Below are 14,180 nucleotides of genomic sequence, written 5' to 3' on the forward strand. Positions count from 1 at the left end.
CGTCGATTGTGCCAGCGAAGTGGTGACGCTGCGCGTGAAAAACCAGAAGTAGCACGACGGTGATGCGAAAGCGTGACCGGCCTTACGTTCGAGCGCGATGATTACGGCCGGCTTAGCCGTGGTCGGTCATGCGCCCACAGCCTGACGTTCGAACACGCCGAGTTCGGCTTGACGACAAGCGCCGTCGTGCGCAAGCGCACGTCGTTTGGAAGCGGTAAGCACGGTCTGCTTGAGCAAACGGCATCACTTCGCCGCTTCCGATTGCCGCAATCGCGCTGAATCGAACGTCCAACGTCGGACGTCAATCAAGAATGTTTTTCGATCAACTCGACCTTGTACCCGTCCGGGTCTTCGACGAACGCGATCACCGTCGTGCCGCCCTTCACCGGACCGGCTTCGCGCGTGACCTTGCCGCCGGCTTCGCGGATACGGTTGCACGCGTCGGCGGCGCTGTCCACTTCCAGCGCGATATGACCATATGCCGTGCCCATCTCGTACTTCTCAACGCCCCAGTTGTAGGTCAGCTCGAGCACGCTGGTCTCGCTCTCATCGCCGTAACCGACGAAGGCGAGCGTGTACTTGTACTCGGTGTTCTCGCTTTGACGCAGCACTTTCATGCCAAGAATGCGCGTATAGAAATCGATGGAACGTTGCAGATCGCCGACGCGCAGCATCGTGTGAAGGAGTCGCATGGTGGGGTTCCTGTTGTTTGATTGCGAAAAGACGACACGCCCGGTTCGTTTTTATCGATTGGTCGGGCCGCGCGGTTCTCGTCTCGAATTGTACCGGGCACCCGCGGCGCGCGCTGACGGGCGCTCAAAGCGCGGGCAGCAGATCCGGCGGATGATGTTTGAGCGTATGCCGGGCTTCGCGGAACTCGGGAAAGATGGATTCGACGGTCTGCCAGAAACGCGGACTGTGGTTCATCTCGCGCAGATGCGCAAGCTCGTGCGCGACCACATAGTCGATGATCGACATCGGAAAATGAATGAGCCGCCAGTTCAGGCGAATCTTGCCATCGCTCGAACAACTGCCCCAGCGCGTCGCCGCCGACGAAAGCGCATACGCCCGGTATTCCACGCCGAGCTTTCGTGCATAGACCGCGAGCTGCTCGCCGAAGATGCGCTTCGCTTCGCTTTGCAGCCAGCCTTGCACGCGGTCCTTGATCTGCTGCGCATCCGCGAGTGCGGGAAGCGGCACACGCAGCACGCCGGTCTCGTCATCGAACGAAAGCGATCCTGCGCCCGCATTCAGCGCCACGCGTATGGTCTTGCCGAGATACGGAAACTGCGCGCCGTCTTTCCAGTCGATGCGCGGCAACGCGCGCTCTTCCACACGCGTCTGCCATTCGGTCAGCTTCTTGAAGATCCAGCTTTGCTTGCCGCCGATCGCGCTTTCGATATCGGCGATCGTCACCCAGCGCGGCGCGGTGATGGTGAGTCCGGTGCCATCGATGCAAAAGCCGATGGTGCGCCGCGCCGACCGCTTTAGCCGATAGTCGAGCGCGCGCGCACCCAGGACGATGCGGCGCTGACGCACGCCTTCCGGCAGTGGTGCGCTTGAAGGAGGAACTTCGCCGCGCAGAGGCGCGGGCGCCGTGGATGGCGCACAGAACTCGGGCGCATGCTCGAACGGTAGATCGAGTTGCAGGGTATCGAGCGCGACGGCGGGGCGCTGTCGCGAAGGTTGCTTCTGCATCGGCTCGGCTTTGCGCTCCCGGCGCAGGAATGACGAGAAGAACGAGAAAGGCACGCCGCGGCTCGATCGGATGCGAATGCGAACGACCGCGTCAGCGGCCAGCGCCCGCCGCGCCAGGTTCACCCGGTCGCACGTCGGGCGTCGCATACGCGAGCGGATCGATGCGGCGCATCTCCATTTCGATCCAGCTCTCGACTCGCGTGTTCACTTCCTCGGGCGTGAGTCCGGCAGTGTCGATCGGCTGGCCAATCGACACCGTGACTATACCCGGATATTTGATGAACGAATTACGCGGCCAGAGCCGCCCCGCGTTATGCGCGATAGGCACGACCGGCGCGCCCGTCGCCACCGCGAAGCGCGCGCCGCCCGTCTTGTACTTGCCCTGCGTGCCGGTGCGTGTGCGCGTGCCTTCCGGAAACATGATGACCCACGCGCCTTCGTCCATGCGCGCACGGCCTTGCCGCGCGACGGAAACGAACGCATCGCGGCCTTGCTTGCGGTCGATATGCACCATCTTCAGGAGTCCGAGCGCCCAGCCGAAGAACGGCACATAGAGCAGCTCGCGCTTGAACACATAGCAGAGCGGACGCGGCATCAGCGCCGGAAACGCGAGCGTCTCCCAAGCCGATTGATGCTTCGACAACAGCACCGCCGGACCATGCGGCAGATTCTCCATGCCGACGATCTCGTAGCGAATGCCGACCAGATAGCGCAACACGACGATGGTCGACTGGCACCAGCCGGCCGCCATCCAGTAACGCTTGTCGGCCCGCATGAAGGGGAACGCGATGAAGCACGCGGTCGCGTACGGCACGGTGTACGCGACGAAGTAGAGCATCAACAGCAACGAACGGATGAAGCGCATGGAAGGTCAGTGATGCGGCGGCCGGTCAGTCACGATGCCGCGCGAGATAGTCGAGCGCAAAGGCGCGCAGATCCTTGTGAACGCTTAAGCCTTCGGGCAGATTGCCTTCCGCGAGCGTAATCGGTCCCTTGCCGGTCAGAACGAGATGCACGGGAAAGCCGAGTGCCGCGCCGGCTTGCAGGTCGCGCAGCGAGTCGCCGACGACCGGCGTGTCTTCCGGGTCGATCTCGAAGCGCTCGATGATCTGCTGCAACATGCCAGGCTTCGGCTTCCTGCAATCGCACTGGTCTTCGGCCGTATGCGGACAAAAGAAGATGGCGTCGATACGCCCGCCGACTGCCGCCGCCGCGCGATTCATCTTCTGATGCATGGCGTTGAGCGCGGCCATGTCGAACAGGCCGCGCCCGATCCCCGACTGATTCGATGCGATCGCCACGCGAAAACCGGCCTGATTCAGCCGCGCGATGGCTTCGAGACTGCCGGGAATGGCGACCCATTCGTCCGGCGACTTGATGAAGGCATCGGAGTCGACGTTGATGACGCCGTCGCGATCGAGAATGACCAGTTTGCGATTCATCGTCGTCATGCGGCCAGTTTGGAGATGTCCGCGACGCAGTTCATCTGCTGATGCAATGCGTTGAGGAGCGCGAGGCGGTTGTTACGCAACGCCGGGTCTTCCGCGTTCACCATCACGTCGTTGAAGAACGTGTCGACGGGAGCGCGAAGGGCGGCGAGCGCGGTCAGCGCTTCGGTGTAGTTGCGTGCGGCGAGCTGGCTCTGCACGCGCGGCGTGACACTTTCGATCTGCGCGTAAAGGTCTTTCTCCGCAGCCTCGACGAGCAGGTCGGGGTTGACCGCCGTCGGCACGCCTTGCTCGGACTTTCTGAGAATGTTCGAGATGCGCTTGTTGGCCGCCGCGAGCGATGCCGCCTCTGGCAACGAGGCGAATTCGCGCACGGCATCCAGACGCGCGACGATGTCGTCGAGACGCGTAGGATTCAGGCTCAGCACGGCGTCGATTTCGCTCGCGTTGAAGCCGCGTTCGCGCAGAAGACCACGCAGACGATCGAGGAAGAACGCGTAGATTGCTTCGGTCGAATCCGCGACTTGCGGCATGCCGGCGAACTGGCGCTGGGCCGCGTTGACGAGCTCGCGCAGGTCGATCGGCATCTTCTTTTCGAGCAGGATGCGCAGCACGCCGAGCGCATGACGGCGCAGCGCGAACGGATCTTTCTCGCCCGTCGGCGCAAGGCCGATGCCCCAGATGCCGACGATGGTTTCCAGCTTGTCCGCGAGCGCCACCGCGCAACCGACGCCGGTGGACGGCGTGTCGTCGCCCGAGAAACGCGGCTGATAGTGCTCCGAGCATGCGAGCGCCACTTCCTCCGGTTCGCCGTCGTGGCGTGCGTAGTACGTGCCCATCGTGCCTTGCAATTCGGGGAATTCGCCGACCATGTCGGTGAGCAAGTCCGCCTTCGCAAGACGCGCGGCGCGGCGCGTGAGGGCGGCATCGACACCGACGAGCGGCGCGATCTCGCCCGCGAGCGCTTCGAGACGCTCCACGCGCTGCAAGGCCGAGCCGAGCTTGTTGTGGTAGACGACGTTCGCAAGTTGCGGCACGCGGTCTTCGAGGCGCTTCTTCTTGTCCTGCGTGAAGAAGAACTTGGCATCGGCGAGACGCGGACGCACCACGCGCTCGTTGCCTTCGATGATCTCGCCGGGCGTCTTCGTATCGATATTGGAGACGATCAGAAAGCGCGAGCGCAGCTTGCCGTCCTGGTCCGTGAGCGCGAAATATTTCTGGTTGGTCTGCATCGTGAGGATGAGACATTCCTGCGGCACCTGCAGGAACTCGTCGTCGAACCGGCACTGATACACGACCGGCCATTCGACCAGCGCGTTCACTTCGTCGAGCAGCGCTTCGGGCATCACGACGCGATCTTCACCCGCGAACGCCTGCAACTGCGTGCGAATGGATTCGCGGCGGTCGTCGAAATTGGCGACGACATGGCCCTTGGTACGCAGCGTTTCGGCATAGTCGTCCGCGCGAGCGATTGCAACGAAGCCCTCCGACATGAAGCGATGACCGATGGTCGTGTCGCCCGCATCGACGCCGAGCGCGCTGACCGGCACGATATCGCGGCCATGCAACGCGACCAGACGCTGCACCGGACGCACGAACTGCACGCTCGCGCCGTCCGGACGCTGATACGTCATGACCTTTGGAATCGGCAACTTGGCCAAGGTTTCGTCGAGCGCGGCTTGCAAGCCTTCGGTGAGCGTTGCGCCCGGCGCCGCGTAGCGCAGGAAGAACGCTTCGGCCTTGCCGTCCTGCGCGCGTTCGAGTTCACCAATGGGGAAGTCGGGAAAGCCGAGCGCCGCGAGCTTCTTGGCGAGCGGCGGCGTGGGATTGCCGCTCGCGTCGAGCGCGACGGTCACGGGCAGCACCTTCTCGCGCACCTGCTTTTCCGGGGCGACGTTGCGCACGTTTTCGATCAGCACGGCGAGCCGGCGCGGCGTGGCGTATTTTTCGAACGATGCCGCGCCTTCGATCAGATCGCGCGCGGCCAGACGCTCGACGATGCCTTCGGCGAAAGCGGTGCCGAGACGCGCGAGCGCCTTCGGTGGCAGTTCTTCGGTCAACAGCTCGACGAGCAGAGAAGCGGAAGTGGATTGCGTCATTGTTCTGTCGTCTCTCGTCAAGCTTGTTCGGTGTTGCCGGGATTGCTTTCGACTTTCAACGCGGGCGCCCAGGCGGGACGCGCCGCTTCCTCGCTGTCGGTGATGAGCCCGGCTGCGGCGTGCACCGGATTGCCGAGCATCGGGAAGCCGAGCGCTTCGCGCGAATCGTAATACGCCTGCGCGACGAGTCGTGACAACGCGCGGATGCGGCCGATATACGCCGCGCGCTCCGTCACGGAAATGGCGCCGCGCGCGTCGAGCAGATTGAATGTGTGGCCGGCCTTGAGCACGAGTTCGTAGGCGGGCAGCGCGAGCTTCGCTTCGATCATCTTCTTCGCTTCGGCTTCATAGCTGTTGAAGAAGGTGAAAAGCAGATCGACGTTCGCGCGTTCGAAGTTATACGTGGACTGTTCGACTTCGTTCTGGTGATAGACATCGCCATACGTAAGGCGCCGCAGTTCGCGGCCATTCGGGCCGTCTTCCTGCCATTCGGTCCAGATGAGGTCGTAGACGTTATCGACCTTTTGCAGATACATCGCGAGACGTTCCAGACCGTAGGTGATTTCGCCGAGCACCGGCTTGCAGTCGAGACCGCCTGCTTGCTGGAAGTACGTGAACTGCGTGACTTCCATGCCGTTCAGCCAGACTTCCCAGCCGAGACCCCAAGCGCCGAGCGTGGGATTTTCCCAGTCGTCTTCGACGAAGCGCACGTCGTTCTGCTTCAGATCGAAGCCGAGCGCTTCGAGCGAGCCGAGGTAGAGATCGAGGATATTTTCCGGCGCGGGCTTGAGCACCACTTGATACTGATAGTAGTGCTGCAGGCGGTTCGGGTTCTCGCCATAGCGGCCGTCCTTGGGGCGGCGCGACGGCTGCACGTAGGCGGCACGCCACGGTTCCGGGCCGATGGCGCGCAAAAACGTATGAACGTGCGAGGTGCCGGCGCCGACTTCCATGTCGATCGGCTGAAGAAGCGCGCAGCCCTTGTCGTTCCAGTAGGACTGCAGCGTCAGGATGATTTGCTGAAAGGTGAGCATGATTGCCTTTGATGCGGACCGGACGCGGCCGTGGACGCAGACGTCATGGTGCTCGTGACGGCACGGACCCGAAGCTCGGCGGAATACCGAAACTCTCAATTCTAGCGTATGGCGGGGTGGGGGAGCTTGCGTATGGGTTGCCGAGCGCGGATAGGGTGTTGGACCGATCCCATGCGCGGTGAGCCTTCGCGTGACTCGGCAGCTTGGATCGATGCGGCGCGCGCACCGGCATGAGCGCACGCCGCAGTCGCATTTACGAGCGTTTTCTCCCCGGCGCAAACGCAAATGCCAACGCGAGCAACAACAACGAAACGGCAATCACGGTGACGTTCCCGCTCGTCACATAAGGCGTGCGCCCCGACATTCCCTGCACCGTCGCCTCCAGCACGCCTGTCGTGAACGTCGGCAGACGCGAGACGATATCGCCGTTCGCCGCGATCACCGCGGTCATTCCCGTGTTGGTCGCGCGCAGCATCGGCCGGCCGGTTTCGATCGAACGCATGCGTGCGATCTGCAAGTGCTGGTCGAGCGCGATCGTATTGCCGAACCACGCGAGATTGGTCGAGTTCACCAGCACGCCCGCAGGCGCTTCCTGCTCGCGGATCGTATGCGCGATCTCTTCGCCGAAGATGTCCTCGTAACAGATATCGACGGCTACGGGCTGGTTATGCACGAAAAACGCCTTCTGCGCGATCGGCCCGCGCGCGAGATCGCCGAGCGGAATGCCCATCAGTTGCACGAACCAATGAAACCCGAGCGGCACGAATTCGCCGAACGGCACGAGATGATGCTTGTCGTAGCGATAGACATCGAGCGTCCCCGGCGTGATGCCAAAGAGACTGTTCGTGAAGTCGGTCACGCGGCCATCGGGCAGAACCGTTACGCCAATTGCACCGAACAGGATCGATGACTTCGTATTGTCGGCGAAGCCGCGAATCTTGGCGGCGAAATCATGCGGCACCTGAACAGCCAGCACCGGCAGCGCGGTTTCGGGTGTCACGATGAGATCGGCGGATTTCTCCGTGATGAGTCGCTCATAAAGCGCGAGCGATGCATCCACGCCCGCCTGTTCGAACTTCATCTCCTGTTTGACATTGCCTTGCAGGAGCCGCACGGTGAGCGGCGCGTTGGCGGGCGTCGTCCATTGCACGAGCGAGAGCAGCATGCCGGCGACGATCAGCGCGAGCGCAACCGCGCCCGGTACAAAACGCGCAGCGCGCGCTCGGCTGACTTGATAGACCGTTTGAACGATCAGCGCGGCGACGAGCGCCAGCACCCATGCAACGCCATATACACCAACGACCGAACCGAAGCCCGCGAGCGGTCCATCGACTTGCGCATAGCCGCTTGCGAGCCACGGAAAGCCCGTGAACACTAGCCCGCGCAACCACTCGCCGATAGCCCACGCGCTCGCGAAGGCGAACGCGCCGTGCCAGGTGGGTACGTAGCGCGACGCGGTTTCGATATCTTGCACGGTGGCCGCATCTTCATCGCCGAAACGCGCGCGCCCTGCGACGAGCGCCCAGAGCGCGCTCGATAACGCCGGATACATCGCGAGATACAGGCAAAAGAGCGCGACGGCGGCCGCCGCGAGCGGCGCGGCCATACCGCCGTACACATGCATGCTGACATAGAGCCACCACACGCCCGTGACGAAATTGCCGAAACCGAACGCCCAGCCGGTTGCCGCCGCGCTCTTCCAACTGGTCGTGCGTGAGAGCCACGCGAAGAACAGCGTGAAGAGCAGGAGCTCGATCCAGCCGCCATGCGGCGTCGGCGCGAACGAAAGCGTGTTGGCCGCGCCGAGCACGGCGGCCAAGAGGTAATGCCAGAAGGGAAGAGCGCGGGGCGTATTGCCGGTTGCGGATTCAGATGCCGCGCGTCGGCGCGAGAGAAGACGGAACGATGAGTCGGTCATGGAATACGTGGTTGACGGCGGAGCCGTGCGGGAGCGGAGGCGTGGTTGTGGTTTGCGATCGAGACTTTATCAATCGCGCACCCCTCAATCCCGCAGCTCATCCTCGTCATCGGCATCATGCCGGCGATGCTGCGCCACGCTCGGCACGCGCCTCACGAGCAGCACATGAATCTGCCGCGCATCGCCACGCAGTATCTCGAACACGAAGTCGTCGATGCGCACCTTCTCGCCGCGATGCGGCACGCGCCCGAAACGATGCGTGACGAGCCCGCCGATGGTGTCCACTTCCTCGTCGGAAAAGTCGCTGCCGAATTGCTCGTTGAATTGTTCGATGCCCGTCAGCGCGCGCACCCGATACTTTCCGTCCGGCGACGCGATGATATTGCCCGCTTCCTCGTCGAAATCGTATTCGTCCTCGATATCGCCGACGATCTGCTCCAGCACGTCTTCGATGGTGATGAGGCCCGCGACGCCGCCGTATTCATCGACGACGATGGCAATGTGATTGCGGTTTACACGAAAGTCGTGCAGCAGCACGTTCAGACGTTTCGATTCCGGAATGAATACGGCGGGGCGCAGCATGCCGCGCACATCGAATTCTTCTTCCGCGTAATAACGCAGCAAATCCTTCGCGAGCAGGACGCCGATGATGTTGTCGCGATTGCCCTCGAACACCGGATAGCGCGAGTGTGCTTTTTCCAGCACGAACGGGATGAATTCCGCGGGCGTTTCGGCGATGTTGATGGCGTCCATCTGGGCGCGCGGCACCATGATGTCGCGCGCGCAGAGATCGGACACCTGAAAGACGCCTTCGATCATCGAAAGCGAATCGGCGTCGAGCAGGTTGCGTTCGTGCGCGTCCTGCAGCACTTCGAGAAGCTCGTCGCGCGACTCGGGTTCGTGCGAGATGAAGTCGGTCAGGCGTTCGAGCAGCGAGCGCTTTTCCGGCGGTTTTTCGGAGTGTCGTCGACTGGGATAGGGTTCGTTCATAGCGGAGCGCCCGGGAATGCCCGGGCGCGTTTTAGCGGAAAGTTAAGCATACACCAAGGAAAATAGCGGCCGGGGTGAAGCGGCGCGCGCGCTTCTCCTGCGAAGGAGATGCTAGCCGAGAATTATGCGAGATGTGTGTCTCGTGCGCGGATTGGCCATCCGGACGATCTTCGTACGATGCCCGAGCGCGCGCCTTCACTCCGCGTTTTGCCCCTTGCAGCGCCGCAACAGCGCTTCCAGCGCGCGGTCCGGCATGCCGCTTTCGCGCAGCGCCACGACCGTGCGGCTCACGTAATCGAGCGTCGTGCCATAACGGCCGCTCGCGCAGCCGAGCACGGTCCGAACGATCGGGTCCGCGAGCTTGCCCGTGTACGACACCACGTCGCGACGCATCACGAAGGCAAGCGCATCGACGCGCCGGCCGTCGATCAGCGTGCACGGCAGCCACGCGGGACGGTACGAGCCCATTGCCATTTCGCGTCGCCAGAGCACTTCGAGATGTTCGTGCGCCTCGGTTCCGGACAGGCGAAACGCCATGCCGGTGCACGAGCCTCCGCGATCGAGCGCGAGCACGAGGCCCGGCTGTTCCGGCGTGCCACGATTCACACGCGACCACAAATAGAGCCCGCGATGATACCCATGCACCTTGCCGCGCACGGCTTCGAGCGTCGGCAAGCCGGGGTTCCAGATGAGCGATCCATAGCCGAAAAGCCAGATGTCGGATTTGCCGTCCCAATCGGCGAAAGTCACCGCGCGCGAGGCGGCGAGCTCCTCGTCGGTGAGAAGCGCGGAGTTGCCCAGCACCGGCGGATAGTCGGGGCACGGCGTGGCGGGTTCGTAAAAGGGCGTGGGTTCAGGCGTCTTGTCGTTCACGGCGCGTGGCAAGGCATCTCGATGAAGACCGGGGATCAGACGAGCGGCACGTAGGGATCGGTGAAACCCAGAGACTGCATGATATCCGTCTCGATCGATTCCATCTCTTCCGCCTCGCTTTCGACCTCGTGGTCATAGCCTTGCGCATGCAGCGTGCCATGCACGATGAGATGCGCATAATGCGCGGCGAGCGGCTTGCCTTGCTCGGCGGCCTCGCGCTCGACGACCGGGCAGCAAAGAATGAGATCGCCGGCGACCGGATCTTCTTCCGACTCGGCATAGGCAAAGGTCAGCACATTGGTCGCGTAATCCTTTTGCCGATACGTCCGGTTCAGCATGCGGCCTTCTTCTTCATCGACGAAACGCACGGTCAATTCGGCGTCCGCGAAGAGCGAAGCCTTGATCCAGCGCGCAACCGTCGCACGCGGCAACAGCGCCTTGTGCGACGGATACGCTTTCGCGGCAGGAAACTGCAGCGTCAAAGTGAGGCGAGGCATGACTTCACTCGGACCTTTGCCGCGCTTCCGCGATTGCCGCATCTTTCTGCGATTGCGCGTCGTAAGCCTCGACGATACGCGCGACCAGCGGATGGCGCACCACGTCCGCCGACGTGAAGTGCGTGATCGCGATGCCGCGCACTTCCGCCAGCACATGCTGCGCTTCGATCAGGCCGCTCTTGTGTCCGCGCGGCAAATCGACCTGCGTGGTGTCGCCGGTTACGACCGCCTTCGAGCCGAAGCCGATACGCGTGAGGAACATCTTCATCTGTTCCGGCGTGGTGTTTTGCGCCTCGTCGAGAATGATGAACGCGTGGTTCAGCGTGCGCCCGCGCATGTAGGCGAGCGGCGCGATTTCGATCATCTGGCGCTCGAACATCTTGGCGGTCTTGTCGAAGCCGAGCAGGTCGTAGAGCGCGTCATAGAGCGGGCGCAGATACGGATCGACCTTTTGCGCGAGATCGCCCGGCAGGAAGCCGAGCCGCTCGCCCGCTTCCACGGCGGGTCGCGTAAGCACGATGCGCTTGACCTGATCGCGTTCGAGCGCGTCCACCGCGCAGGCAACCGCGAGATAAGTCTTCCCCGTGCCCGCCGGCCCGATGCCGAAGGTCACGTCGTGCGCGATGATCTGCTTCAGATAATCGCGTTGCGCGGGCGTGCGGCCGCGCAAATCGGCGCGGCGCGTGTAGAGCTTGGGACCGTGGTCTTCTTCGTCGCCCAGGTCGATGGTGGCGCTGGGTTCGTCGAAGGGATGGTCCGGATCGCCGCGAAAACGCGGATCGATCGGCGCTTCTTCTTCCTTCGCCTTCGCGCGGCGCGTTGCGTGGCGCGCTTCGACCAGCGCGAGCTGGATGTCGTCCACCGAGAGCGGATCGCGCGCGCGGTTGTAGAAGTTTTCGAGCGCGGTAAGCGCGACCTTTGCGCCACGGCCGCGAATGGCGATCTTGTGGCCGCGCCGCGAAAGCGTCACGTCGAGCGCCTGCTCGATTTGCCGCAGGTTCTCGTCGAGCGGACCGCAGAGGTTGGCGAGCCGCGCGTTGTCATCGCGCGGAGCGGTAAATTCCAGATGCTGCTGAGGAGCGTTCTTCAAGGCGAAGTGGGTGTCCTTAACTTAGTTGGCCAACTCGGGCGTCGCCGCCGTATCCGGCGCGAGCACCAGCGCGCCGCGCAACGAGTGCGGGTACGCGTGATTGATCTCGACGTCGATCATTTGGCCGATCAGGCGCTTGTGAGCCGAAAGCGGCGCCGGGAAATTGACCACGCGATTGTTCTGCGTGCGTCCGGCGAGCTCGCTCGGGTCCTTGCGCGACGGGCCTTCCACGAGAATACGCTGCACCGAGCCGAGCATGGAATTGCTGATCTTGACGACGTTTTCCTCGATAGTCGCCTGCAAATGTTGCAAGCGCTTGAGCTTGACTTCGCGCGGCGTGTCGTCGTGCAGATTCGCGGCGGGCGTGCCGGGACGCGGGCTGTAGATGAACGAGAAACTCGTGTCGTAGCTCATCTCGTGAATGAGCGCCATCATCTTGTTGAAATCGTCTTCGGTTTCGCCGGGGAAGCCGACGATGAAATCCGTCGACAGCGAAAGGTCCGGGCGAATGGCGCGCAGCTTGCGGATCACCGATTTGTATTCGAGCACGGTATAGCCGCGCTTCATCGCCATGAGAATGCGGTCGGAACCATGCTGCACCGGCAAATGCAAATGGCTCACGAGCTTCGGCACCTTGGCGTAGGTATCGATGAGGCGCTGCGTGAATTCCTTCGGATGCGACGTCGTATAGCGAATGCGCTCGATGCCCGGCACTTCCGCGACATACTCGATGAGCGTGGCGAAGTCGGCGATTTCCTGCGAACCGAGCGTCAGCGCGCCGCGATAAGCGTTCACGTTCTGGCCGAGCAGCGTGACTTCGCGCACGCCCTGGTCGGCCAGGCCGGCGATTTCGGTGAGCACGTCGTCGAGCGGGCGCGAGACTTCCTCGCCGCGCGTGTAGGGCACGACGCAATAGCTGCAATACTTGCTGCAGCCTTCCATGATCGATACGAACGCGCTCGGGCCTTCGACGCGCGCGGGCGGCAGGTGATCGAACTTTTCGATTTCCGGAAACGAGATGTCCACCTGCGCGCGGCCGGTCGAGCGGCGCTTGTCGATCATGGCGGGCAGGCGATGCAGCGTTTGCGGACCGAACACGAGATCCACGTAAGGTGCGCGCGAAACGATGGACGCGCCTTCCTGGCTCGCGACACAACCGCCTACGCCAATCAGCAGATTCGGGTTTGCTTCCTTCAATTCGCGCACGCGGCCGAGGTCGGAAAACACTTTTTCCTGGGCCTTCTCACGCACCGAGCACGTGTTGAACAGGATGACGTCCGCATCTTCAGGCGTGTCGGTCTTGACGAGCCCTTCCGCCGCGCCGAGCACGTCGACCATCTTGTCGGAGTCGTACTCGTTCATCTGGCAGCCGAAGGTCTTTACATATACTTTCTTGGTCATGAATGGTCGCCGGTCGCAGTGGTTAACCTGGGGGCGCTAAAAGAGATTGAGAGGGTTTTGCGCGTGACTGCCGCGCTTTTGCAGCAATCTGCACGGCTTCTACTTGTAATTAGGCCGATATTATAGCTCTGGCGACAAATCCTGACGAAGCCCGACGCGCTCGGGCGGATACGCCAGATCGCCAAGCAGTTCGCCCGTGGTCGTCTCGAAGCGTCCGATCAGAAAATCCAGCAGCACGCGCACGCGCGGCGCCATATATCGATTGGCGTGGAAGAGCGCGTGTACGGGCGCTTCGTGCGTGCACCAGTCGGGCAGAATCAGCTGCAGCGCGCCCGAGCGCACGTCGGCGGCGATGTCCCAGATCGACTGATGCGCGATGCCATGTCCCGCCAGCGCCCACGCGCGCGCGATGGCGCCGTCGTTGGTTTCCCAGGCATCGGCGACGGGCAAGGTGTAGGAATAGCGCTCCTCGCCGCGCACGAAAGCCAGTTCGTTAAGGGTTCCCGCAGCGGTGAAAATCACGACGAATTGGTGCCCGGTGAGTTCGGCGGGCGTTTGCGGCACGCCTTTGCGCGCGAGATAGTTCGGCGACGCGCACAGCACGCGCCGATTCGGCGCCAGCGAGCGTGCCGCGAGCCCGCTGTCCGGCGGCGCGCCGAAGCGAATCGCCAGATCGATTTCCTCCTGCAGCAGATTCGACACCGAGTCCGACAGCGTGAGCGCGAAGCTCACGTCCGGATGCAGGCGGCTGAAGTCGTCCAGCCAGCCGCGCAGCATGTGCCGGCCGAAATCCGACGTCGCGGAAATGCGAACTTTGCCGCGCACGCGATTTTGCCCGGCTTGCAGCGCCGCTTCAGCGTCGTCGATAGCCTGCAGCGCGATACGGCAATGCTGCAAGTACAGCCGCCCTTCGTCCGTCAGGCGCAATTGGCGCGTGGTGCGCTCGAAGAGGCGCGCGTGCAGCGCTTTTTCCAGCTTGATGAGCCGCGCGCTCGCCGCCGCTGGCGACAAGCCGAGTTTGCGTCCCGCCGCCGACAGGCTGCCGAGCGTGGCGGCTTCGGTGAAAAGGCGCATGTCGCCAAGCCGATCCATTGTCATCTTCAAATCCGGTTTGACAATGATTCAAAGGCTA

General features: G+C 62.9%; 13 protein-coding genes. All 13 read right to left on the reverse strand.

Going from position 1 to position 14,180, the window contains the following annotated elements:
* Positions 1 to 305 precede the first annotated feature (305 nt).
* Positions 306 to 692 (reverse strand): lactoylglutathione lyase, encoded by a 387-nt coding sequence (gene gloA, locus NCT04_RS02285; RefSeq protein ID WP_244827053.1) that lies wholly within the window; start codon positions 690 to 692, stop codon positions 306 to 308.
* A gap of 124 nt (positions 693 to 816) precedes the next feature.
* Complete coding sequence (locus NCT04_RS02290) at positions 817 to 1,698, reverse strand: M48 family metallopeptidase (RefSeq protein ID WP_244827054.1); 882 nt, start codon at positions 1,696 to 1,698, stop codon at positions 817 to 819.
* A gap of 91 nt (positions 1,699 to 1,789) precedes the next feature.
* A complete protein-coding gene (locus tag NCT04_RS02295) occupies positions 1,790 to 2,563 on the reverse strand; it encodes a lysophospholipid acyltransferase family protein (protein WP_250463110.1) in 774 nt (257 codons plus the stop codon).
* Between the two features lie 25 nt (positions 2,564 to 2,588).
* Positions 2,589 to 3,149, reverse strand: a complete 561-nt coding sequence (gene gmhB / locus NCT04_RS02300) for a D-glycero-beta-D-manno-heptose 1,7-bisphosphate 7-phosphatase (RefSeq protein ID WP_250463113.1) — start codon at positions 3,147 to 3,149, stop codon at positions 2,589 to 2,591.
* Positions 3,146 to 5,245: a glycine--tRNA ligase subunit beta gene (glyS, locus tag NCT04_RS02305; protein WP_250463116.1), complete on the reverse strand. Its 2,100-nt coding sequence runs from the start codon at positions 5,243 to 5,245 to the stop codon at positions 3,146 to 3,148. Before glyS ends, gmhB begins: the two co-directional genes overlap by 4 nt.
* A gap of 17 nt (positions 5,246 to 5,262) precedes the next feature.
* Positions 5,263 to 6,279 carry a glycine--tRNA ligase subunit alpha gene (gene glyQ / locus NCT04_RS02310; protein WP_250463120.1) on the reverse strand — a complete coding sequence of 339 codons (1,017 nt, stop codon included), beginning with the start codon at positions 6,277 to 6,279 and terminating at the stop codon, positions 5,263 to 5,265.
* Between the two features lie 253 nt (positions 6,280 to 6,532).
* On the reverse strand, positions 6,533 to 8,197 hold the full coding sequence (gene lnt / locus NCT04_RS02315) for an apolipoprotein N-acyltransferase (RefSeq protein ID WP_250463122.1): 1,665 nt from the start codon (positions 8,195 to 8,197) through the stop codon (positions 6,533 to 6,535).
* Between the two features lie 84 nt (positions 8,198 to 8,281).
* On the reverse strand, positions 8,282 to 9,187 hold the full coding sequence (locus NCT04_RS02320; RefSeq protein ID WP_244827060.1) for a CorC family transporter: 906 nt from the start codon (positions 9,185 to 9,187) through the stop codon (positions 8,282 to 8,284).
* 195 nt (positions 9,188 to 9,382) lie between these two features.
* The gene (locus NCT04_RS02325) at positions 9,383 to 10,060 is read right to left on the reverse strand and encodes a gamma-glutamylcyclotransferase (RefSeq protein WP_244827959.1); all 678 of its coding nucleotides are present in this window, start codon (positions 10,058 to 10,060) and stop codon (positions 9,383 to 9,385) included.
* Between the two features lie 35 nt (positions 10,061 to 10,095).
* Positions 10,096 to 10,557, reverse strand: a complete 462-nt coding sequence (gene ybeY / locus NCT04_RS02330) for an rRNA maturation RNase YbeY (protein ID WP_250463125.1) — start codon at positions 10,555 to 10,557, stop codon at positions 10,096 to 10,098.
* Positions 10,558 to 10,561: 4 nt separating this feature from the next.
* Positions 10,562 to 11,647 carry a PhoH family protein gene (locus NCT04_RS02335; protein WP_250463127.1) on the reverse strand — a complete coding sequence of 362 codons (1,086 nt, stop codon included), beginning with the start codon at positions 11,645 to 11,647 and terminating at the stop codon, positions 10,562 to 10,564.
* Between the two features lie 21 nt (positions 11,648 to 11,668).
* On the reverse strand, positions 11,669 to 13,048 hold the full coding sequence (gene miaB, locus NCT04_RS02340) for a tRNA (N6-isopentenyl adenosine(37)-C2)-methylthiotransferase MiaB (RefSeq protein WP_244827063.1): 1,380 nt from the start codon (positions 13,046 to 13,048) through the stop codon (positions 11,669 to 11,671).
* 120 nt (positions 13,049 to 13,168) lie between these two features.
* On the reverse strand, positions 13,169 to 14,140 hold the full coding sequence (locus tag NCT04_RS02345; protein WP_502800647.1) for a LysR family transcriptional regulator: 972 nt from the start codon (positions 14,138 to 14,140) through the stop codon (positions 13,169 to 13,171).
* Positions 14,141 to 14,180: the final 40 nt, after the last annotated feature.

Source organism: Caballeronia sp. GAFFF2 (genome assembly GCF_023631485.1).
Lineage (GTDB): Bacteria > Pseudomonadota > Gammaproteobacteria > Burkholderiales > Burkholderiaceae > Caballeronia.